This is a genomic window from Janthinobacterium sp. NKUCC06_STL, assembly GCF_019345455.1.
In the GTDB taxonomy this organism is placed as follows: domain Bacteria; phylum Pseudomonadota; class Gammaproteobacteria; order Burkholderiales; family Burkholderiaceae_D; genus Janthinobacterium; species Janthinobacterium rivuli.
The window spans coordinates 217,528-239,106 of record NZ_JAHKQY010000001.1 but is presented as its reverse complement, the minus strand read 5'-3'; the positions used below and the strand labels follow the sequence as shown (position 1 = coordinate 239,106).

Below are 21,579 nucleotides of genomic sequence, written 5' to 3'. Positions count from 1 at the left end.
GTCTCATTTACCCTGACGTGCGGATGAATTTTATTTCGCGTCATGGGGACAAATCAGCGGGCGACGATATGCAGCTTGCCGTCCCGGCGCACCACGCGCACGGGCAAGGCCAGCGGCAGGGCGGCGGCAAATTGCGCCGGCAGTTTCGCGTCGAAGCTGCCGTTCAGGCGCAGCCCGGCCAGCGCGGGATCGCCGAGCACGAGGCCCGTATCGCCATAGCGCTCGAATTCGGCCAGCGCCTCGGCCAGGGTGGCGTCCTCGAAATCGAGGCGCCTCGCACGCCAGTTGCCCACCGCTTGCGCGTTGACCCTGGCCAGCGCCTTCACGCCATGGGGCGTGACGGTGACCGTGTCGCCCGCCTGCAGCACTTCGGCATGCGCGCCGGCTTCGCTTTCCACGCGCACCGTGCCTTGCGCCACGCTCACCTGTGTCGTGGCGCCCACGTGGCGCACTGAAAAATGCGTGCCCAGCACCGTCGCCGTGGCCGCTCCCGCGATGACCTGGAACGGACGCGCAGGGTCGGCGTGGACATGGAACATGGCCTGGCCGCGCAGCAGGCGCACGCTGCGCCGGTCGCGGTACAGGGCCACGTCGACGGCGCTGCCGCTATCGAGTTCGATGCGGCTGCCGTCGGGCAGGACTTGCGTGGCGAACTGGCCGCGCGCCGTGCTGTAATCGTGCTGGAAGCCCGGTTGCTGCCAATGACTGGCCAGCGGCCAGGCCAGCAGGCCGCACAGCAGCAGACAGCCGCCGGCCAGCGCGCCGCGTGGCGGGAAGGAGGCTGCCTGGCGCAGCCGCCGCAGCAGCGATGACGGCGCGCCCGCCGCCGGGGCAGGCTGGCTGAAGGCCGCCACGCGCTGCGCCGGCAGGCTGGCCAGCAGCGCATCGGTGCGGGCCAGCGCCTGCCAGGCTTGCTGGTGGCGCGCGTCGGCGGCCAGCCATGCATCCAGCGCCGCCAGTTCGTGCGCGGCCAGGCCCGCGTCGTGGCGCAGCAGCCATTGCGCCGCCAGGAAGTCGATGTCGTCGGCCGTCGTGTCTTGTGATGTCATGCGCTGTTTCATAGCGTATCCCGCTCGGGCATGCCTTTTTTACAGGCGAGCATGCCGTTGATGATGTGTTTTTCCACCATGTTGACGGAGATGTCCATCTGGGCGGCGATCTCGATCTGGCTCAGGCCATCGAACTTGTACAGCGCGAACGCCTGGCGGCAGCGCGGCGGCAAGGCGTCGATGATGGCCAGCAGGCGCTCCATGGTTTGCCGGTCGTGCAGCCGTTGTTCGGGTTCGTCGGCGCGTGGCGCGCACAGCTGGAAATGGGGCGTGTCGATGTCGTCGTGGGGGCGCCGCTGGCGCAAGCGCTGTTCGTCGATGGCGATGTTCTTTGCCGTCACGTACAGCAGCGCGCGCTGGCCGCTATCGGGCGCCGCGCCGCTGTGCAGGGCAGGTGCGCCGCCGAGCGGCTCGCGCGCCAGGATGCGGGCGTAGGCTTCCTGCACCACGTCCTGCGCCTTGTCGCGGCAGCCGGTGGAGCGCGAAATCAAGCGCAGCAATTCCTGGTAATAGCGTTCAAGCACCGCGCGTTTCCTCGTTGTCAAAGCCGGCAATAATAGCAAGCCCATCAAATAATAACAAGAATCATTCTCATCTGATGCTATATTCGAGGTGCTGGATAACGCTGGATATTTTTGGCAATGCAGACAATAATCGGCAGCAGAAGGCGCTGTCGCGGACCGTATTGCCCACTATTATCGATTTTATCGATGCTAACTAGGTATATTTTCCGTTTTACATCGATCTTCATGCCATGCATAATCTGTTGCAACTGAAGCCAGACAATCAGCCGCATGCGCCCCCCGCCTGCAGCTGCTTGCGGTTTTGACATCCTCCACTTTCTATCAGGAACCTACAATGAAAAAACTGCTCGCTTTTATCGCCGCCGCCGGCTTCTCGCTGTCCGCTGTTGCCGCGCCTGAAGTCTATGTCATCGATGGCAGCCACACTTTCCCCCGTTTCGAGTACACCCACATGGGCTTCTCGACGCAGCAAAGCCGTTTCAATAACACCACCGGCAAGGTCACGCTGGACCGCGCCGCCAAGACGGGCGCCGTCGAAGTGCTGATCGACACCAAATCCGTCGACACGGGTTCGACCCTGTTCAACTCGCACATCCAGGGCGAAGACTTCCTCGACACGGCCAAGTATCCGGTCGCCACCTACAAATCGACCAAGTTCAATTTCGATGGCGACAAGCTGGCCTCCGTCGACGGCAATTTGACCCTGAAAGGCGTGACCAAGCCAGTTACCCTGACCGTCACCTCGTTCACCTGCGCACCGCACCCGATGCTGAAAAAAGACGCTTGCGGCGCCAACGCCACGGCCAAGATCAAGCGCTCGGAATTCAACGCCGGCAAATATGCGCCAGCGGTCAGCGATGATGTGACTTTGACGTTCGCCATCGAAGCCATCAAGCAGTAATTTTTAAACCCGACATCTGCACTGCCGGGGTCGGACCCTGAGGGTCCGACCCCAGTTTTTGCTCTTGGGTTGAAGCTGAAAAAAACGGCGGGCAAATAGCCCGCCGTTTTTTTTCGTCCAGGTAGTCGACATCACGACAAGTGATACACCTCCTGCTGCCCATACACGGGCGTGTTCAACCCTTCCATGCGCGCCTTCAACTGCAGCGACAGGTACTGGGAATAGTGGCGCGACTGGTGCAGGTTACCGCCGTGGAACCACAGCGCCTGCTGCTGCGTGGGCTTCCACATATTGCGCTGTTCGCCCTCCCACGGGCCAGGGTCTTTCGTCGTGGACGAACCCAATCCCCACACCTTGCCCACTTTATTCGCCACTTCCGGCGAGATCAGGTCGGCCGCCCAGCCATTCATGGAGCCGTAGCCAGTGGCGTACACCACCAGGTCGGCCGGCAGTTCCGTGCCGTCGGACAGCACGATGGAATGGCTTTTCAGTTCCTGCACGCCGACGCCGCTTTTCAGCTTGATCTTGCCGTCGGCGACCAGCTCGGAGGCGCCCACGTCGATGTAGTAGCCGGAGCCGCGGCGCAGGTATTTCATGAACAGGCCGGAATCGTCGTCGCCAAAGTCCAGCATGAAGCCCCGTTCTTCCAGGCGCGCGTAAAAGTCGGCGTCGCGTTCGCGGATGGCCTTGAAGACGGGCTTCTGGAAGTCGGCCAATATCTTGTACGGAATCGAGGCGAACGTCAGGTCGGCCTTGGCGGTCGTCATGCCGGCCGCCAGCGCCCGTTCCGAATACAGGTCGCCCAAGGCCAGGTCCATCAGGGAATCGGACTTGACGATGTGCGTCGACGAGCGCTGCACCATGGTCACGTCCACGCCCGCTTCCCACAGGGCGGCGCAGATATCGTGCGCGGAATTGTTCGCGCCGATGACGACCACCTTCTTGCCCACATACGCGTCCGGCCCCGGATGCTGCGACGAGTGCTGCTGCTCGCCCTGGAACACGTCCATGCCCTTGAACTTCGGCATGTTCGCCTTGCCCGACATGCCGGTGGCCAGCACCAGTTGCTTCGGCTTGAGGGTGACGGCCTGGCCATCGCGCAGCACTTGCACCGTCCACTCGCCCGTGGCTTCGTCGAAGCTGGCCGATTCGCAGGAAGTCGAGCCCCAGTAATTGAGCTCCATCACCTTGGTGTACATCTCCAGCCAGTCGCCGACCTTGTCCTTCGGCGTGAAGACGGGCCAGTTGTCGGGGAAGGGGATGTACGGCATGTGGTCGTACCAGACGGGGTCGTGCAGGCACAAGGACTTGTAGCGCTTGCGCCAGCTGTCGCCAGGTCGCGCGTTTTTCTCGATGATGATGGTGGGGACGTTCAGCTGGCGCAGCCGCGCGCCCAGCGCGATGCCGCCCTGGCCACCGCCGATGATGACGCAATAGGGCTGGCGCGCGTAGCCCAGTTCCGTCGCTTCCTGCTCGCGCTGTTCCAGCCAGCTGCTGCGATTCGTGCGCGCGCCGTGTTCCGCACCCATGGGCCGCCGGCCACCCTTGGCTTCCTCAAAACCCTTCAATTCGCTCATGGTGGTGAGCAGGGTCCAGATCTTGCCGTCGCGGATACGGATGAAGCCCACACCGCGCGCCACGTTCGTTTCCACCGTGATCCAGCTTTGCAGCACGCCGCCGGCTTCCACCGCATGTTCGCCGTCGGCGATGCGGATGGAGAGCGGCTGCACGGCGCCCAGCTGGGCCGCCAGCATGGCGGCGATCTGTTCGCGGCCTTCCAGGGTTTTCAGGTTCCAGGTAAACAGCACCAGGTCGCGCCAGTAGCCATCCTGTTCGAACAGTTGCGCGGCGCCCGTGCCGTCGCTGGCGCGAAGAAAGCCTTCGAGCTGCTCCAGGATGCCGGCCACGGCCAGGTCGTGCGGGTTGATATCGGTTTGCATCGTGTCTCCTCCAAGTCTGCTGACTTTATGATGGGATGCGGCTGTGTTGCCGCTGACGATGTTGTAACACTGGCGTTCCGGCGCCGCATTGCGCAGCGCAGCATGACGGCTATTGAGACGGAAGTCTCAGCGCGTTTATCGCATCATTGCCGGTGCGGCGCCACGATGTGCAGCTGCTTGAGGCGCCGGTACAGGGTGGCACGCGAGATGCCGAGCATGGCGGCCGCCTGCAGCGGGCGCCATTTGGCGGTGTTCATGGCCTGCACGATGCGCGTGCGTTCGGCCAGTTCCGGCGCCGTGTATTCCAGCACATTTGGCACGACGGTCGCCTCACGGGTGGCGCGCGCACGCGCCTTGGCCTGGCGCAGCGGCGCGCGCACGCGGGCGTGCAGCCAGGTGCTGCCGCCGGCCAGGCGCAAGGACAGCAGACTGTGTCCCGCGCGCGCATCGAACAGCCGTTCGGCGCGCACTTCCAGTACTTCGGTGACGGGACGCGGCAGGGCGTCCAGGCCCCCGATGACGTCGCGCGCGCAGCGGTTGGCGGCGACGATGTCGCCATGTTCGTCGATGGCGAGCAGCATCTCCGGCTGCACTTCCACGAAGTGGCGGTTGCGGTGCGCCAGCAGGATGCAGCAATGGCTGTAGGATTTGAGAAAAAAGCCGTCCTCGATCAGGGTCGCGCCTTGCCGCACCAGCTGCTTGACGAGGCGCTGGCTGTCGCGTGCGTCGGGCGAGTTCAAGGCCGATGCATCGAGCACGCCGATCAAGTCGCCGTGCGGCGAAAAAATCGGCGCCGCGCTGCAGGTCAGGCCCGTGAACGCGGCGCGAAAATGGTCCGTCTTGTGCACGGTGATGGCTTCATGGTCGAGCAGCACGGAGGCGATGCCGCACGTGCCTTCCTCTTCTTCCGACCAGCACGAACCGGGGTACAGGCCCGCCTTCTTGAAATCCTTGCGCTGGTCCGTGTCGACCACGTAGTCGATCGTCACGCCGCGCGCATTGGCGAGGATGACGCAGTAACCCGCTTCGCGCACCATGGCGTGCAGGCGCGGCAAACACTGGCCCGTGGAGCGCAGAAAATCTTCCTCGGATTGCTGGATGGCGCGCAGTTCGGCGCCCGTCAGGATGCGCGGCCCCGTGGTGGAAGCGGGGTCGAGCCGGTAGTCGTCGAGCGAGCGCCGGTACGACGACGCCAGCCTGGCCGTATCGGCGCCTGGGTTGACGATGCGTCCGGCGATCAGGTCGCGCACGCGGTCGATATGGCTGGTCTGGCGGATGTAGGGCATGGCGCTCTCCAGTGTCTCGTGTCTGTTTTTATGGTGTCTCCGTTTTTAGCACGAAGCGCGGGGCCGCGCATCCTGCGCTGCAGCATGGCGCGCGCGTGAGACGTTCGTCTCAGCGCGTGGCCCGCACAATAGGATGCCGCAGGACAAGATAAAAAGTTTCTCTGTTAGCATGCATCGCATGAAGCGAGCGCCGTTGCCGGCGCCAGCCATGACAGGAGATATGCATGAAGACATTGCCACCCATCCGCCGCCTGGCCCTGGCCGCAGCCTGCCTGGCGCTGGCCGCAGCCTGCCTGGCGCTGGCCGCCGGCGCCCATGCGGCAGAGACAAGCAAGGTGGTTGCCAAACCGCTGTCGGCCGCCGCCAGCGATCCGGCTGCATTGCAATGGATGGTGGGCGCGCCGCCGCCGGCCGATAAAATCATCCGCTTCGACGATGGCAGCTATTTCAATTTTCCGCAGCTGCGCTGGAGCGTGTCGCACTTCCGCCAGCTGATGCCGACGGTGGACGTGGCGCGCGGTTTGACCGCGCCCGTGCCTTTGCCGCGCGCGCTGCGCAACGATATCGACAGCCTGCGCTTCACACCCCTGGGCGCGAAGGAGACGATGACGTGGGAGCAGTCGCTGGGCGCCAATTACACGGACGGCATCGTCGTGCTGCACCGGGGCCGCATCGTGTATGAACGCTATTTCGGCGTGTTGAAGGAGGGCGGCCAGCATGGCGCCATGTCGGTGACGAAGTCCGTGATGGGCACCATCGGCGCGGCCCTGGTGGCCGAAGGCAAGCTCGATCCGGGCAAGAAAGTGGCCGAGTATGTGCCGGAACTGGCCAAGTCCGCGTTTGGCGACGCCACCGTGCGCCAGGTGCTCGACATGACCACGGGCCTGAAATTCAGCGAAGATTACGCCGACCCGAATGCGGAAGTGTGGCAGCACGCGGCGGCCGGCAACCCGCTGCCCAAGCCGAACGATTACACGGGGCCGCGCAGCTATTTCGAGTATCTGCAGACGGTGCAGCATGAGGGAAAACATGGCGAGGGCTTCGGCTACCGCACGGTCAACTCCGACGTGCTGGGCTGGATCATCGCCCGTGTCACGGGGCAGAGCGTCAACGCGTATCTGTCCGAGCACGTCTGGCAAAAGCTGGGCGCCGAGCAGGATGGCTACATGTCGGTCGATTCGACCGGCACGCCGTTTGCCGGCGGCGGCTTGAATGCGGGCTTGCGCGACCTGGCCCGCTTCGGCGAGATGCTGCGCAACGATGGCCGCTACAACGGCCAGCAAATCATTCCGAAGGCGGCCGTCGACGATATCCGCCGTGGCGGCGACAAGCAGCTGTTCGCCAAGGGCGGCTACGATTTGCTCAAGGGCTGGAGCTACCGCGACATGTGGTGGGTCACGCACAACGACCATGGCGCCTACATGGCGCGCGGCGTGTACGGCCAGCGCATCTACATCGATCCGAAAGCGGAAATGGTGATCGTGCGTTTCGCCTCGACGCCGACGGCGGCCAACGCGGCCAACGATCCGACCACCACGCCGGCCTTCGAAGCGCTGGGCGAGCTGCTGCTGGCCAAGCCGCAGTAGGCTGCCGGGTTGACCCGTGCCAGTTGTGCGGCGAAACGGGCACAACTGCAATACACTATCCTTTCGTCATTATTTGTTGCTTGAATGATATTCCTGCAGCGCACGCAAGGGGAACGCACCGTGGAAACCAGCCAGCCGGATCAACCGCGCCCGCCACTCTGGCGGCGCCTGCTGTGGCCGGCCGTGCAGCTTGGCTCGGCTTTCAAGCTGACGGGCACGCATCTGCTGCATCACGTGATCGGCGCCAGCCTGATCGCCGCGCTGATGCTGGCGCTGGAAGGGTTGCACGTGCTCGAATGGCTCGATGCGGCCATGCTGCGCGCCAGCGCGGCGCAGGAGCAGCTGCTGGACCGGGGCAAGGACCCGGGCGCCGCCTACCGGCCCGGCATCATCGAAATCGACCAGCCCGCGTTTGAACAGGTCTTCGACGAGCGCGAACCGCTGGAACGTTCTCGCCTGGAGCAATTGATCGCCAGCGCCGCCGCGCGCGGCAGCAAGGTGCTGGCCATCGACCTGGATCTGGCGCCGGCCGTGTACGAACAGCACAAGGCGGGCGAGCGGCCGCTGGACCGCCTGCTGGACCGGCTGGCCGCGCATGGCCGGCAACTGGTGCTGATCTTGCCCGAGCAATCGGACCAGAACGCGAACCTGCCGTGGATACGCGCGCGCTGCGCGGCCGGCATCCACTTTGCCAGCCCGCGCATCCGCGAACGCATGGGCGCCGTCACGCGCATCGAGCTGAAAAGCCCCGTGCTGGCGGCCGTGGCTTTCGAGCTGGCGCATGGCGCCGACGAGCAGGAACAGAAGCAGCCCATGCCGGCCGCCCTGTCCGAGCAAAAGGAAGTGGTGGCGCTGGCCGGCCGCGTGTGCCAGCTGGCGCGGCGCACGGGCAGCGAAAAGGAATTGGCGCGCTGGGCGTTCGAACCCGTCATCCGCGGCGACGCCAAGGCGGCGGCCGAACAGAACGCCGTCACTGCGCCGTTTCACCCGGCCGCCGTGGCGCCGCAATTCCTGCACCCCACGCGCACGCGCGTCAAACTGAGCGACGGCCAGGCCGGCGTGGATGCCGGGGCGCTGCGCAAGAACGTCGTGTATATCGGCAGCACGTATGACGTGCGCGACCGCTACACGACGGCCGAAGGCGAGCAGGCCGGCCTGCACCTGCATGCGGCCGCCCACACCTCGCTGGGCATCGGCACTGCCGACGTCAACAAATATGCGGTATTCGTGGCCGACATCGTCATTGGCGTGCTGCTGGGCTGCCTGTTCGGCGGCCTGTGGACCCTGTACGGCCGTGCCGAACTGGCCATCGACAAGCGCATGGAAGACCACGATGTCAGCCGTTTGCACCGCATGGGGACACTGGCGGAATTCTATGGCATCCGTTTGATACTGGTGCTGGTGTGGGCCTCGCCGTTTGCCATCGGCGCGCTGGCCATCTACCTGTCGCGCGGCTTGCTCGAGCAGGGCTGGTGGGTCAATCCCGGCCCGCTGATCGCCGGCATGTTCCTGCACGCGATGTCGCTGCGCGACGAAGCCCACCATCCGCACGAGGAAGTGCCTGGCCTGTCCGTGTGGGCCCAGCTGCGCCGCACGCATCCTGGCATCGTGCTGGTGCAGGCGCCGCTGGCGGTGCTGCTGTTGATCATCGCCCTGATCTAGCGCAAACCGTGGCGTCGCAGCGGCGCTAAACTGGGCGCCTTTTTCATTTGCAGGAGGATGCCATGCTGAGCGGAGGATGTTTATGCGGCGACGTGCGCTACGAAGCGGGCACGGGCGCCTTCCATGAAACGGCCTGCCATTGCTCGATGTGCCGCCGCGCGTCGGGCGCGCCGTTTGTCGCCTGGTTCAGCGTGCCGAGGGCGAACTTTCGCTGGCTGCGGGGACAGGCCACGCCGTATGCTTCCAGCGAACACTGCACCCGCAGTTTTTGCCCCCGCTGCGGCACCCAGCTGACGTTCGAGGACGAGCGCGACCCGGACGAGGTTGGCCTGACTACCGGCAGTCTGGACGACCCGAAACAACTGCCGCCGCACAGCCATATCTATACGGACACGCAAGTGGAATGGGTGAAACTGGCAGATGGTTTGCCGCGGTATCGCGGGGCGCGTAACGAGTAGGTCGGATTAGCGGCGGCACGCCGCGTAATCCGACAGGTGCTGCCGACGATGTTGTCGGATTACGCCCTTCGGGCTAATCCGACCTACGTGATCAATGATGTCAGCCGATCAGCTTCAACCCTGGCGGCAGCGTCTCACCCAGCATGCGGCGGGTAACAGCTTCGTCCAGCTGTGTCACTTCGCTGACCATGGCCTGCCACAGGGGCGGGGCGCCGACGGCTTTCAGGCGGACGAGGATGGTGGCGCGCAGTTCGTCGGCGATGTCGCGCGAGCGGTCGCCCGTCATGCGCGCCAGGTGGGTGGCGGCAAACGCCGCTGGTTCCGTCTTTTTCCAGTCCAGCGCCAGCAGCACGTGCAGCCAGTCGGCCACGGTGGCGCTGTCGACCACTTCATGCGCGCTGCCGTGGAAGGGCTGGCGTGCGCCGACCCTGGCCAGCGCCCACAATGTGTTCGTGTCCGCTGCTTCGCCTTTTTTATCAGCCTTCTGCAGACGCTTGATCAGCCACGCGCCCACTTCGGCCTTGTAGGCGCCGGGGATGCGCTCGAGCGAAGCGCCCAGGCGCAGCATGTCGTCGTCGCTGCCGTTCACCATGGTGACGGGGCGGCTGCCGCGCTGGGCCGCGTCGGCTTGCAGGTTGAAGGCGAAGTCGTCGAGCAGGCGCAGTTGCTGCTCCGAATTCAAGCCGCCCGTCACCCTGCGCCACAAAGTCCACCATTCGGCGCACACCTGATTGTCCTTGTGATGCTGCACGCCCGCGTCGAACATGGCCCATAGCTGCTCGATGCGCCACGGATCGAGCGCATCGCCATAGCCGGGACGCAAACAGTAGCCGGCCAGGTTCAGCCACACCCGCTCATGTTCGGCGGAGCGGCGCCGGCCACGTGCGCGTTGTAGCAGGGCGTCGAACAGCTGGCGCAAGAGCGGCGTGTCCCAGCTTTCGCGTCCGCTCAGCCCCCGTTCCAGGTGCTGGCGCAACTGGCGTACTTCCTTGGTGTCGACCTTTTGCGCCTTGCCGCCGAAGATGCGTTCGATCTTTTCGATGGCTTCTTTCACGCGCGGCGACACGCTGGACGTTTCGGCCTGCGTGTCGTCTTCGCCCCGCAGCTGGAATTCCAGCAGCCAGCGCTGACTGGCATCGGCTTCAGCCACGCAATGCACTTCCAGGGTGCCCACTTCCGTCATGACGGTTGCCAGCTGCACGGTGATCTCTCGCTTGTCGCCGTTTTCCGCTTGCAGCACGCTGGCCAGCGGCGGCAGGCGCAGGTATTCTCCGGCGTCGAGGTCGACGATCTCGCCCAGCTGCGGCGGCGTGCCCGCTTCCGCGAGGGAGGTGGCCAAGTGAAAGCGCACTGGCCGGCCCAGGCGCAGCGCGAACAGACGCTCCGTCAGGCGGATCTCTTCGCCGCTGGCGTTGCCACGGGGCAGGATGCAGACGGCGCGCTTGTCCTTGCCTGCTTCGCCCAGCACGAGGAAATAGCTGCGCGGCGAGCCGCCGCCGATGCGCGGCGCCTGGCCGCGGCGGGCCAGCGCGTAGGCAACGGCGCCACGCGCCACGGCCACGTCGGGATTATCGTTATGCAGAATGGTGAGTGGAGCGCCGCGCCAGTGGGCGAGCGTGTCGGCCAGGCGGCGCGCCAGCGCGTCGGCGCGGAACACGCCGCCGTTCAGCAGCAGGGTATCGGGCAGTGCCCCTTGATGCTGTTGTAAAAAGCTGGCCAGGTGGCGCGTGATGGCCGCATCCTGTGCATACGGCAGGCCGAATTCGACGATGCCGGCACGCCCCTTTTTTGCTACATCGTTCAGTTCCACCTTCGGGAAGAAGCCGTCGACCACCATGGCCGCCACTTCCTCGCGCGTGACGTCGGCGGAACGGCTGGCGCCAATCAGGCGCGAGCCTGCACCCAGCAGGGTGACGGCAGCCTTGTCGGGTGCGTCGCTGGAGAGCAGCAATTCCTTGGCGGCGCGGCAGCGCTCCATCAGCTGCGACAAGCGCGCGGCCGATAGCTTCATGCCGCCTTCGCTGCCAGCGGCCATGCGCGTTTCCACCAGGTGGGCCAGCGCCAGGTCCATATTGTCGCCGCCCAGTATCAAATGGTTGCCCACGCTGCTGCGCGTGAGCTGCGGTTCGCGGTCGTCATCGAAGGCCACGTCGATCAGGCTGAAATCGGTGGTGCCGCCGCCCACGTCGCAGACTAAAATGCGGCGCGTGTCGGCCAGGTCGTCGCGCAGGGTGGCGCGCCGGCGCTGCAGGAAATCGTAGAAGGCCGCCTGCGGTTCTTCCACCAGCCGCACCGTGGGCAATCCCGCCATGCGCGCCGCTTCCAAAGTAAGTGCGCGCGCACCCTCGTCGAACGAGGCGGGGATGGTCAGCACCAGTTCCTGCTCTTCGAGCGGAGCATGCGGGAAGCGGTGATGCCACGCGGCGCGCACGTAGGCCAGGTAGCTGGCGCTGGCCGCCACGGGCGACACCTTGGCCACGTCGGCATCGGCGCCCCACGGCAAAATCGGCGCCTGGCGGTCCACGTTCGCGTGCGACAGCCAGCTCTTCGCGCTGGAAACGAGCCGGCCCGGCACCTGGGCACCGAGCTGGCGCGCCAGGGCGCCCAGTACTGCATGGTCGACGCTCGCTACGTCTTGCTGCGGCCAAGGCAACTGCAAGTCGCCCGCCGCCAGTTCGCCGGCGGCAGGGTGGTAGCGCAGGGAGGGCAGCAAGGGGCGTGCGCCCACTTCGCCTGGCGCGACCAGCTGCTCGATGGGGAGCAGGTTTATTTCAGTCTGCGCATCGCCAGCCGCCGCATACGCCACCACCGTGTTGGTGGTGCCCAGGTCGATGCCGACCAGGAAGGCCGGCTGCACCTTCGCGCCGCGCATGCTTATGGCTGCGGCGTGCCGCGCACGTCGAATTCCACTTTCCAGCGCTCGGCGCCGTCAGGGGACACGGCCAGCAGTTCCAGGGTGCCCGCTTCCGTCACGCGCGCGTGCAGTTTGACCTGCACCACGTCGCCGGCCGACCGGCCTTCGGCAGATAACGTCGCCTGGATTTCGCTCAGCTCCTGCAATTCATCGGGGCCCCAGAAGTCGAGCAAGTCGCCGATCTGGTCGTTGCGGCGCGTGGACGAGGCGAAGAAGCGGAAGTGCACGGGCTCGCCCACGACGAGGCCGAATTGCTGGCCCGGCAGTTCCAGTTCGCTGCCTTCTTCCATGCCGAACGGCGCCACGCACAGGGCCTGGATCGGCGGTTCCATGCCGGGGATGGCCGGCATGGCCGATTCGATGGCGACATAAAAGGCGCTGGCCGTGCCGCCGCGGATGCGCACACCATGGCCGCGCCGCACGTAGCTGTAGTAGGCCGCACCGCGCGCCACGGCCAGGTCCAGGTCGGCCCCGGCCAGCATGCGGGCCGGTTCCGCGCCTTCCATGTACAGCCAGTCGTTGACGGTCGCCATGATGCGCTGGACCAGCAAGTCCGACTTGAAGACACCGCCGTTGAACAGCACGGCCGTCGGGTGCAAAAAGCTGGCGCCGTCCGCCTGGCGGCCGGCAAAGCCTTCCAGCTCGCTGGTGGCCGCCACTTGCCGGCCCAAAAACGCCGCCAGGTGGCGCGTGATGGCCGCGTCCTGCGCATACGGCAAGCCCAGTTGCGTCAGGCCCGCGCGCGTGCGCACGGCAGGGCGGCTCGATGCTTCCACCTGCGGGAAGAAGCCGTCGAGGATGAAGGTGGATACTTCCGCGCGCGTCAGTTCCGTGCGGATGGAGCCGCCGATCAGTTTCGAGCCGCGGCTCGGCACGACGATCGGCGCCGTTTCCATGCCGCTGTCGGCCAGCAGGCTTTCTTTGGCGCTGCGGCAGCCATAGGTCAGCGCACGCATCTGCCAGGCGTCGAGCTGGGTGCCGTTGGCGGCCAGCTTGCGGGCCACCAGGTGGGCCAAGGCGAGGTCCATATTGTCGCCACCGAGCAGGATGTGTTCACCGACTGCCACGCGATGCGGTTCCAGCACGCCGTCGCGTTCGAGCACGGCGATCAGCGAAAAGTCGCTGGTGCCGCCGCCCACGTCGACCACCAGGATGATGTCGCCCGGCTTGACTTCCTTGCGCCAGCGTCCTTCGCTCGTCTGGATCCAGCTGTACAGGGCCGCTTGCGGCTCTTCCAGCAAGGTCAATGAGGTGTAGCCGGCCGCCTGCGCCGCTTCCATCGTCAGCTCGCGCGCGGCCGGGTCGAAGGATGCCGGAATCGTGACCGTGATTTCCTGCTGCGCGAACGGCGCTTGCGGGTGGGCGTTGTCCCAGGCCTGGCGCAAGTGCGTCAGGTAGCGCGTGGCGGCCGTGATGGGCGAAATGCGCGCGACTTCGGCCGGCGCATCGTTCGGCAGGATGGCTGCGCGGCGGTCCACGCCCGGGTGGCACAGCCAGCTTTTCGCGCTCGACACCAGACGGATCGGCGTGGTGGCGCCGCGGCTGCGGGCCATTTCGCCAACGACGAACGGCGCTTGCGCTTCCTCGGTGACCCAGGGTAGGGCCAGGTCGCCGGCCGCCACTTCATCGGCGTGCGGCAGGTAGACGAACGACGGCAGCAAGGAAAGCTCTTCGACGGTGCCCGGCGCTGACAGTTGCGGCACTTTCAGCACGCCGTGGCTGGATTGCTCGCCGTCGCTCTCGACCAGGTTCACATACGACAGGGCGCTGTGGGTGGTGCCCAGGTCGATGCCGATGGCGTAGCGCGGGGTGTTGTTCGTTGTGTCGTTCACAGTTCCACCTCGGCCGGTGCCAGGATGGTGGCGTCGTGCTGCTCGCTCAGTTTCGGCAGGCGCACGCTGGACGCCCGCCAGCCGCGATGGCTGAGGGTACCCGTGAAGGGCGCGGAACCGACGACGTTGCCCGTCAGGCGTACTTGCGCGCTGTCAAAACCTTCCTGCAGCACGATGCGGCTGCCCTCGGCTTCCTGGCGCACGGCGTCGATGGTGAAGTATTCGCGCATGACCTTGGCGCAGCCTTCATGCACGACTCGGGCGGCCGCGCCGATGTCGGCATCGGCATGGCTGCCCAGGTTTTCCTGGGTGAAGTCGATCAGGCGCGCTTCGCGTTGCAGCAGGGCCAGCAATTGCAGGGCGGCGTCTGGCGTCGCTTCTTTCAAAATGACGGGTGCGGCGGCCGGCGTCGGCACGGGGGCTGGCGCCGGGGCCGCGGCCACTGGCGCGACGGGAGCGGCCTCGGGCAGGGACAGCTTTTCCACGCGGGCCGCATAGGCGGCGTCCGACAGGGTGCTGAAGAAGGCGCCGAAGGCCAGCGGGACACGGCGCCAGAACGATGGGTGGGACGATGATGTGCTCATAGGGAACTCGTTTCTCTGATCTGTAGGGTGGCGTCGGCGGCGCGCCCGGTGGCGGGGCCGCTTCGCAGGGTAGTGCTTGTGCCGGGCCTATGTGGCCGGCTGCGTTTGCCCGCATGATACCAGCTACCGGGCCGGCGCCAAAGTCGCCGCCCCCCGCGCAGAGAGCCTGACGCGTGGATTTTCTTTGTTCCTGCGCAAGGAAACGCTCGATTTCATGCTGTTTCGTCTAGAATCGCGCATTATCTTTTTGCATGACCTGGATGCCATGTCTACCGACTTTTCCCCCGACTTTTCCATATATCTAGCCAGCAGCCTGTATATCGACAGCGACCATCCGGCCGTGCGCGCCAAGGCAGCCGCATTGGCGGCAGGCGCGGTGGGCGACGCCGCCATCGCTGCCCGCTGCTTTGCCTTTGTGCGCGACGAGGTGGCCCACAGCTGGGACTACCAGCGCAATCCCGTCACTTGCCGCGCTTCCGATGTCTTGCAGCATGGCACGGGATACTGTTATGCGAAGAGCCATTTGCTGGCCGCATTGCTGCGCGCCAACGGCATTCCTGCCGGCCTGTGCTACCAGCGCCTGGCCGTCGGCGAAGTGGGGCCGCCGTTTTGTCTGCATGGCTTGAATGCCGTGTATCTGCAGGAGTTTGGCTGGTACCGCATCGATGCGCGCGGCAACAAGCCCGGCGTCGATGCCGCCTTCACGCCGCCACGCGAGCAGCTGGCCTTTCCCGTGCTGGCGCCCGAGGAACGCGACTTGCCGGAAATCTGGCCGGCACCGTTGCCGCAGGTGGTGGCGTCCCTGACCGGCCATGCGACGGTGCAGGACGTGGCGGCGAACTTGCCCGATATTGAATTATTGCCTCTGCAAAAATAATCCAAAGAAAGAAACCATGAAAAAAATCTGTATTGGCCTGATCGGCCTGATGTTGCTGGCCGGTTGCGGCAGCAAGGGCGAGAGCGGTGGGCAGTCGAGCGCCGCGCGCCTTGAGGGCAAGGAAAAGGGCAGCGAGTTTCTTGCCTATGAGCATAATGTCAGCGTCGATACGCACGAGGCGCAAGTGCGGCCCCTGTATGAAAAAGTGGTCGCCGCCTGCAAGGCCGACACGGAAAACGGCTGCCTGCTGCTCGACTCCAGCGTCGACAGCGGCCGCTACGTGCATGCGCGCATCAGCATGCGCGCCAAGCCGGCCGGCATCAAGAAGCTCGTCGCGCTGGTCGCGGCCGAAGGCGACGTCACCAGCCAGGGCACCAAGGTGGAAGACCTGGGCCGTCCCGTGCTCGACAGCAAGAAACGCCTGGAGATGCTCAAGCAATACCAGGCGCAATTGCAAGACCTGGAAAAGCGTTCGGGTACGAACGTCGATGCTCTCATCAAGGTGAGCAAGGAACTGGCCACCGTGCAAGTGGAGCTGGAACAGGCGACGGCGGCCAACGCGCTGTTGATGCAGCGCATCGATACGGACTTGCTGAACGTCGTCATCAGTGCCGAAGGCAAGCAATCGTTCTGGCGGCCCGTCAAGCGTGCGCTGGGCAATTTCACGGAAAACCTGTCGGAAGGCGTGGCCAACGCCATCACGGCCATGGCCTATATCCTGCCGTGGCTGATCGCTTTCGTGCTGCTGTTCCCGCTGGGACGCAAGGGCTGGCGCCGCCTGCGTGGAGTTCCTCGCAAGGATTGATGCCGGGATTGTTGCGTCCGGCGCACCGTTTTACGGCAATTTGAAACCTGGCTGCACAGTCCTTGTGCAGCCAGGTTTTTTTTCGTGCGGCAAAAGCCGCGTGCACCATGGCGGACACCTGCTGGTGCTGGCATGCATTCTGCTTTAACAACATCGCAGGCCCAGCTCGATCCCCACGAACCCATCACAGGAGTCCCCATGTCACGACGCATCATCCTGAAAGCGGCCGCCGCCGGCGCACTGGCCCTGGCCACGTCCACTTATATGCAGGCAGCCCTGGCCGCCGATACGATCAAGGTGGGCATTTTGCACTCCCTGTCGGGCACCATGGCCATTTCCGAAACGTCGCTCAAGGATGTGGCGCTGATGACGATTGCCGAGATCAATGCCAAGGGTGGCGTGCTGGGCAAGAAGCTGGAAGCCGTCGTCGTCGACCCCGCATCGAACTGGCCTTTGTTCGCGGAAAAAGCGCGCCAGCTGGTGGCGCAGGATAAAGTAGCTGTCGTGTTTGGCTGCTGGACATCCGTGTCGCGCAAGTCGGTTTTACCCGTGTTCAAGGAACTCAACAGTCTGCTGTTTTACCCGGTGCAATACGAGGGCGAGGAACTGGAAAAGAATGTGTTTTATACGGGTGCGGCACCGAACCAGCAGGCGATTCCCGCCGTCGAATACCTGATGAGCAAGGATGGCGGCGGCGCCAAGCGCTTCGTGCTGCTGGGCACGGATTACGTGTATCCGCGCACCACCAACAAGATCCTGCGCGCCTTCCTGAAAAGCAAGGGAGTCAAGGATAGCGATATCAGCGAGGTCTACACGCCGTTCGGCCATGCCGATTATCAAACCATCGTCGCCAACATCAAGAAGTTTTCCACGGGCGGCAAGACGGCCGTCATTTCCACCATTAATGGCGATTCGAACGTGCCGTTCTACAAGGAACTGGGCAATGCCGGCTTGAAAGCCACGGACGTGCCCGTCGTTGCGTTTTCCGTGGGCGAGGAAGAGTTGCGCGGTATCGATACCAAGCCCTTGCTGGGCCATCTGGCGGCATGGAATTACTTTGAATCCGTCAAGAACCCCGTGAATACCGCCTTCATCAAGCAGTGGAAGGCCTATGCCGTGGCGCAAAAGCTGCCGAACGCGGGTTCGGTCGTGACGAACGACCCGATGGAAGCGACCTATGTCGGCATCCACATGTGGGCGCAAGCCGTGGAAAAGGCGAAATCGACGGACACGGACAAGGTGATCGCCGCCATGGCCGGCCAGAGCGTCAAGGCGCCGTCGGGCTTCACCCTGACCATGGATGCGACCAATCACCACCTGCACAAGCCCGTGATGATCGGCGAGATCAAGGCCGATGGGCAATTCAATGTCGTGTGGAAAACAAAGGAACCGATACGTGCACAGCCGTGGAGCCCGTTTATCAAGGGGAATGAGGGCAAGCAGAAGTTGTAGAAGCTTGCGCGTCGAATCGTCATCGCAACCCCAGGCAAAGAGCTGGGGTCAGTAGCCTCGCGATCGGAATGCGGCCCCATTGGGGCGCATTCCCCCGCCGGGTCTGACCCCTGTCCTTGTCTTTGGGGGAAGGATACCTATCAAGACATCGGCTTTACTACATGGAATCCATGCACATGCAGCTTTTCCCCAAACTGCTGGTCCTCGCCTGCCTGCTGTTCTCCCCGTTGGCGCAGGCAGCCATCCCTGTCGATCTGCTGAAGCCCCTCTCCGGCGACGACCCCGACGCCAGGGTCGCCGCCGTCGCCCAGATCGCCGCCCTGGCCACGCCCGAGGCTGCCAAGGTGCTGCAAGCCTTGCAGGACGATCAGTTATATGCCGCGCCCGACGGCAAGGTGTATATCGTCGATGGCGAGCAGGCGGTTGACCCGGCAAGCGGCCAGAACGTGCCGATGCCGGAAGGCATCGATGGCGTGATGGTCAACAACCGCTTGCGCTCGGCCGTGGCGGGCGCCTTGTCGGGCTTGCAGCTGCTGGCGCCGGAGCGGGCCACGCGCCTGGCTGCCGCGCAAGCCTTGCAAAAGGCGGTCGATCCCGCGCAAATCCCCTTGATCCGCACGGCGCTGGGGCGGGAAAACGATGCTGAAATTAAACAACTATTGCAAGTGCTGATCGCCAGCGCCAACCTGCATGCGCCCGATGCGGCCACACGCAAGCAAGCTGTGCAGGCGCTGGCCGGCAGCAGCGATGCGCGCTTGCTGCCCGTGCTGCAAGCCATGCTGGAGAAAGGGGGCGAGCCGGACGAAGCCGTGCAACTGGCCGCCATCGAGACCATGCGCCAGATCAAGGGACGGGTGGCGCGCATGGAGTTCGCCGGCAATGTGTTCTACGGCATCTCGCTGGGCAGTGTGCTGCTGCTGGCCGCGCTGGGGCTGGCCATCACCTTTGGCTTGATGGGCATCATCAACATGGCGCACGGCGAATTGCTGATGATAGGCGCTTACACGACCTATCTGTGCCAGCTGTTCTTCCGCAACTTCCTGCCTGGCCTGCAGGATGCGTACCTGCTGGCGGCGCTACCGGCCGCCTTCCTCGTCGCCGGGCTGGTGGGCGTGGCGCTCGAGCGCACGGTGATCCGCTGGCTGTATGGCCGGCCGCTGGAAACCCTGCTGGCCACCTGGGGCATCAGCCTGATCCTCATGCAGGCCGTGCGCACGATCTTTGGCGCGCAAAACGTGGAAGTGGCCAATCCGGCCTGGATGTCGGGCGGCGTCACCGTGCTGGGCGGCCTCGTGCTGCCGTATAACCGCCTCGCCATCATCGGCTTTGCCGTCGTTGTCGTGGTGGCCGTGTGGTTGATTTTGAACAAGACACGGCTGGGCCTGTTCGTGCGGGCCGTCACGCAAAACCGCCGCATGGCCGATTGCGTGGGCGTGGCTACGGGCAAGGTCGACATGCTGACCTTCGGCCTCGGTTGCGGCATCGCCGGGCTCGGCGGCGTGGCCCTGTCGCAGCTGGGCAACGTGGGGCCGGACCTCGGCCAAAGCTACATCGTCGATTCCTTCATGGTGGTGGTGCTCGGTGGCGTGGGCCAGCTGGCCGGCACCGTGATCGCCGCGCTGGGCCTGGGTGAAGTGAACAAATTCCTCGAACCGGTGGCGGGCGCCGTGCTGGCGAAGATCGCCATTCTCGTGTTCATCATCATTTTCATCCAGCGCCGGCCGCAGGGCCTGTTTGCCATGAAGGGACGCAGCGTCGAATGACTTCCTCCTATCCAATAAAGCAGGGCCTGTTCACGCGGCCCGTCTGGCTGGCCATTGCCGCCTGCACGCTGCTGGCGGCGCTATTGCCGATGTTTAACCTGGCGTTTGCCGAAGGCCATGCCTTGCACGTGTCCGCCTATACGGTGGCGCTGGTGGGCAAGTTCATGTGCTACGCGTTGGCCGCGCTGGCGCTGGACCTCGTCTGGGGCTACACGGGGATCTTGTCCCTGGGCCATGGCGTGTTCTTTGCGCTGGGCGCGTATGCCCACGGCATGTATCTGATGCGCGCCATCGGCGACCAGGGCCAGTACCACAGCAGCTTGCCCGACTTCATGGTCTTTCTCGACTGGAAAACCTATCCCTGGTACTGGGCATTTACGGAACACTTCTGGTATTGCATGGCCCTCGTTGTGCTGGTTCCCGGCGTGCTGGCTTTTGTCTTCGGCTATTTTGCGTTTCGCTCGCGCATCAAGGGCGTGTATTTTTCCATCATCACGCAAGCGATGACGTATGCCTTCATGCTCTTGTTCTTCCGCAATGACACCGGCTTTGGCGGCAACAACGGGTTCACGGATTTCAAGACCATCCTTGGCCATGACATCACGGCGCCCGCCACCCGGGCCGTGCTGTTCCTGCTGACCCTGGCCTTCCTGCTGGCCGCCTTGATCGGCGCGCGCGCCATCGTCCGCTCGAAACTGGGCCGGGTGCTGCAGGGCGTGCGTGACAGCGAAGCGAGGCTGATGTTCCTCGGCTACAACCCGCTGTGGTTCAAGCTGTTCGTCTGGACCTTGTCTGCCATGCTGTGCGGCATCGCCGGCGCCCTGTACGTGCCGCAGGTGGGCATCATCAACCCGTCCGAAATGTCGCCGGCCAATTCCATCGAAATGGTCGTATGGGTGGCCGTCGGTGGACGCGGTACCTTGCTCGGCCCCATCCTGGGCGCGTTCACCGTCAACGGCTTGAAAAGCTGGTTCACGGCCGCCTTGCCGGAACTGTGGTTGTTCGCGCTGGGCTTGCTGTTCATCGTCGTGACCCTGTTCATGCAGCAGGGCATGCTCGGTGTGTTGAGCAAGCTTAAACGCAAAAAAATGGCCGTCGTGGCAGAGGAGGCCGCATGAGCATCCGCATGTTGCCCGGCATGGCCGGCACGGAGACTGGCGCCGGCTATGCGCGCGTCAAAGGCGAGGGCGTCGATACGACGCATGGCGCCATCCTCTACCTGGAAGACATCAGCGTGTCGTTCGACGGCTTCAAGGCCATCAACAAGCTCAGTCTCGATATTTCCGTCGGTGAATTGCGCTGCATCATTGGTCCGAATGGCGCGGGCAAGACGACGATGATGGATGTGATCACCGGCAAGACGCGGCCCACGTCCGGCACGGCCTGGTTTGGCCAAACCATGAATCTGGCCACCATGACGGAAGCGCAGATTGCCCACGCGGGCATCGGCCGCAAGTTCCAGCGCCCCACCGTGTTCGAGCAGCACACGGTGTTCGACAACCTGGAACTGGCGATGAAAATGGACAAGCGCGTGGCGCCCACCCTGTTTGCACGTTTAAGCTCGGAGCAGGCAGGCAAGATCGAAGCCATCTTGCGCCTGATACGCCTGAATGGCCACGAGGCGCGGCCGGCCGGTTTGCTGTCGCACGGGCAAAAGCAGTGGCTGGAAATCGGCATGCTCTTGATGCAGGAGCCGCAGCTGATTCTATTGGACGAACCGGTGGCCGGCATGTCGGATGCGGAAACGGCGCGCACGGCGGAATTGCTCAATGAATTGCGCGGCAAGCATTCCATCATGGTGGTCGAGCACGACATGGGTTTCGTCACGGACATTGCCCAGCAAGGCATCGTCACCGTGCTGCATGAAGGGTCCGTGCTGGCGCAGGGCCGCATGGACGAAGTGCAGGCCGACGAGCGGGTCATCGAAGTCTATCTGGGAAGGTGAA

General features: G+C 64.5%; 17 protein-coding genes. 10 read left to right on the top strand and 7 right to left on the bottom strand.

The window, feature by feature from the left end; all coding sequences use genetic code 11:
• Positions 1–53: 53 nt before the first annotated feature.
• Together KO539_RS01090 and KO539_RS01085 are read right to left on the bottom strand one after the other, a co-directional pair.
• Entirely contained in the window at positions 54–1,049 is a 996-nt protein-coding gene (locus KO539_RS01090) for a FecR family protein (RefSeq protein ID WP_219306964.1), read from the bottom strand.
• An 8-nt stretch (positions 1,050–1,057) separates the two neighbouring features.
• Positions 1,058–1,573: a sigma-70 family RNA polymerase sigma factor gene (locus KO539_RS01085; RefSeq protein ID WP_219306963.1), complete on the bottom strand. Its 516-nt coding sequence runs from the start codon at positions 1,571–1,573 to the stop codon at positions 1,058–1,060.
• A 334-nt stretch (positions 1,574–1,907) separates the two neighbouring features.
• Between KO539_RS01085 and KO539_RS01080 the strand changes: the two genes are divergently transcribed.
• Positions 1,908–2,474 (top strand): YceI family protein, encoded by a 567-nt coding sequence (locus tag KO539_RS01080; protein WP_035820164.1) that lies wholly within the window; start codon positions 1,908–1,910, stop codon positions 2,472–2,474.
• A gap of 131 nt (positions 2,475–2,605) precedes the next feature.
• On the opposite strand, the gene KO539_RS01075 is transcribed toward KO539_RS01080, so the two are convergent.
• A complete protein-coding gene (locus KO539_RS01075) occupies positions 2,606–4,414 on the bottom strand; it encodes an NAD(P)/FAD-dependent oxidoreductase (RefSeq protein ID WP_219306962.1) in 1,809 nt (602 codons plus the stop codon).
• Between the two features lie 143 nt (positions 4,415–4,557).
• On the bottom strand, positions 4,558–5,700 hold the full coding sequence (locus tag KO539_RS01070) for a sigma-54-dependent Fis family transcriptional regulator (RefSeq protein ID WP_219306961.1): 1,143 nt from the start codon (positions 5,698–5,700) through the stop codon (positions 4,558–4,560).
• A 224-nt stretch (positions 5,701–5,924) separates the two neighbouring features.
• Here KO539_RS01070 and KO539_RS01065 point away from each other — a divergent pair, with 224 nt between their 5' ends.
• The 3 genes from KO539_RS01065 (at position 5,925) to KO539_RS01055 (ending at position 9,406) form a co-directional block, all read left to right on the top strand.
• Positions 5,925–7,286, top strand: coding sequence for a serine hydrolase (locus KO539_RS01065; protein WP_219306960.1), 1,362 nt, complete (start codon positions 5,925–5,927; stop codon positions 7,284–7,286).
• 84 nt (positions 7,287–7,370) lie between these two features.
• Entirely contained in the window at positions 7,371–8,948 is a 1,578-nt protein-coding gene (locus tag KO539_RS01060) for a CHASE2 domain-containing protein (protein ID WP_219306959.1), read from the top strand.
• A gap of 62 nt (positions 8,949–9,010) precedes the next feature.
• Positions 9,011–9,406, top strand: coding sequence for a GFA family protein (locus KO539_RS01055; protein ID WP_257626074.1), 396 nt, complete (start codon positions 9,011–9,013; stop codon positions 9,404–9,406).
• Positions 9,407–9,506: 100 nt separating this feature from the next.
• On the opposite strand, the gene KO539_RS01050 is transcribed toward KO539_RS01055, so the two are convergent.
• Genes KO539_RS01050 through KO539_RS01040 form a run of 3 tightly spaced genes read right to left on the bottom strand, consistent with a single transcriptional unit; the run spans position 9,507 to position 14,736 of the window.
• Positions 9,507–12,278, bottom strand: coding sequence for an Hsp70 family protein (locus KO539_RS01050; protein WP_219306958.1), 2,772 nt, complete (start codon positions 12,276–12,278; stop codon positions 9,507–9,509).
• A 2-nt stretch (positions 12,279–12,280) separates the two neighbouring features.
• Positions 12,281–14,152 (bottom strand): Hsp70 family protein, encoded by a 1,872-nt coding sequence (locus KO539_RS01045; RefSeq protein WP_219306957.1) that lies wholly within the window; start codon positions 14,150–14,152, stop codon positions 12,281–12,283.
• A complete protein-coding gene (locus KO539_RS01040) occupies positions 14,149–14,736 on the bottom strand; it encodes a DUF2760 domain-containing protein (protein ID WP_219306956.1) in 588 nt (195 codons plus the stop codon). The genes KO539_RS01045 and KO539_RS01040 overlap by 4 nt, the downstream gene beginning before the upstream one ends.
• Positions 14,737–15,001: 265 nt before the next feature.
• Here KO539_RS01040 and KO539_RS01035 point away from each other — a divergent pair, with 265 nt between their 5' ends.
• From KO539_RS01035 to urtD, 6 genes are all read left to right on the top strand, one after another.
• Positions 15,002–15,613 (top strand): transglutaminase family protein, encoded by a 612-nt coding sequence (locus KO539_RS01035; RefSeq protein WP_219306955.1) that lies wholly within the window; start codon positions 15,002–15,004, stop codon positions 15,611–15,613.
• A 16-nt stretch (positions 15,614–15,629) separates the two neighbouring features.
• Positions 15,630–16,418, top strand: a complete 789-nt coding sequence (locus tag KO539_RS01030) for a DUF4349 domain-containing protein (protein WP_219306954.1) — start codon at positions 15,630–15,632, stop codon at positions 16,416–16,418.
• 198 nt (positions 16,419–16,616) lie between these two features.
• Positions 16,617–17,870, top strand: coding sequence for an urea ABC transporter substrate-binding protein (gene urtA, locus KO539_RS01025; RefSeq protein WP_070305111.1), 1,254 nt, complete (start codon positions 16,617–16,619; stop codon positions 17,868–17,870).
• A gap of 176 nt (positions 17,871–18,046) precedes the next feature.
• Positions 18,047–19,633, top strand: coding sequence for an urea ABC transporter permease subunit UrtB (urtB, locus tag KO539_RS01020; RefSeq protein ID WP_219306953.1), 1,587 nt, complete (start codon positions 18,047–18,049; stop codon positions 19,631–19,633).
• Positions 19,630–20,751, top strand: coding sequence for an urea ABC transporter permease subunit UrtC (gene urtC / locus KO539_RS01015; protein ID WP_219306952.1), 1,122 nt, complete (start codon positions 19,630–19,632; stop codon positions 20,749–20,751). The genes urtB and urtC overlap by 4 nt, the downstream gene beginning before the upstream one ends.
• Entirely contained in the window at positions 20,748–21,578 is an 831-nt protein-coding gene (urtD, locus tag KO539_RS01010; protein ID WP_219306951.1) for an urea ABC transporter ATP-binding protein UrtD, read from the top strand. The genes urtC and urtD overlap by 4 nt, the downstream gene beginning before the upstream one ends.
• Position 21,579: the final 1 nt, after the last annotated feature.

Coding starts and splice junctions, on each gene's coding strand:
- KO539_RS01035 (WP_219306955.1), top strand. CDS start 15,002: ATGTCTACCGACTTTTCCCCCGACTTTTCCATATATCTAGCCAGCAGC.
- KO539_RS01030 (WP_219306954.1), top strand. CDS start 15,630: ATGAAAAAAATCTGTATTGGCCTGATCGGCCTGATGTTGCTGGCCGGT.
- KO539_RS01080 (WP_035820164.1), top strand. CDS start 1,908: ATGAAAAAACTGCTCGCTTTTATCGCCGCCGCCGGCTTCTCGCTGTCC.
- KO539_RS01060 (WP_219306959.1), top strand. CDS start 7,371: ATGATATTCCTGCAGCGCACGCAAGGGGAACGCACCGTGGAAACCAGC.
- urtD (WP_219306951.1), top strand. CDS start 20,748: ATGAGCATCCGCATGTTGCCCGGCATGGCCGGCACGGAGACTGGCGCC.
- urtB (WP_219306953.1), top strand. CDS start 18,047: ATGCAGCTTTTCCCCAAACTGCTGGTCCTCGCCTGCCTGCTGTTCTCC.
- KO539_RS01090 (WP_219306964.1), bottom strand. CDS start 1,049: ATGACATCACAAGACACGACGGCCGACGACATCGACTTCCTGGCGGCG.
- KO539_RS01040 (WP_219306956.1), bottom strand. CDS start 14,736: ATGAGCACATCATCGTCCCACCCATCGTTCTGGCGCCGTGTCCCGCTG.
- KO539_RS01050 (WP_219306958.1), bottom strand. CDS start 12,278: ATGCGCGGCGCGAAGGTGCAGCCGGCCTTCCTGGTCGGCATCGACCTG.
- urtC (WP_219306952.1), top strand. CDS start 19,630: ATGACTTCCTCCTATCCAATAAAGCAGGGCCTGTTCACGCGGCCCGTC.
- KO539_RS01065 (WP_219306960.1), top strand. CDS start 5,925: ATGAAGACATTGCCACCCATCCGCCGCCTGGCCCTGGCCGCAGCCTGC.
- urtA (WP_070305111.1), top strand. CDS start 16,617: ATGTCACGACGCATCATCCTGAAAGCGGCCGCCGCCGGCGCACTGGCC.
- KO539_RS01055 (WP_257626074.1), top strand. CDS start 9,011: ATGCTGAGCGGAGGATGTTTATGCGGCGACGTGCGCTACGAAGCGGGC.
- KO539_RS01075 (WP_219306962.1), bottom strand. CDS start 4,414: ATGCAAACCGATATCAACCCGCACGACCTGGCCGTGGCCGGCATCCTG.
- KO539_RS01070 (WP_219306961.1), bottom strand. CDS start 5,700: ATGCCCTACATCCGCCAGACCAGCCATATCGACCGCGTGCGCGACCTG.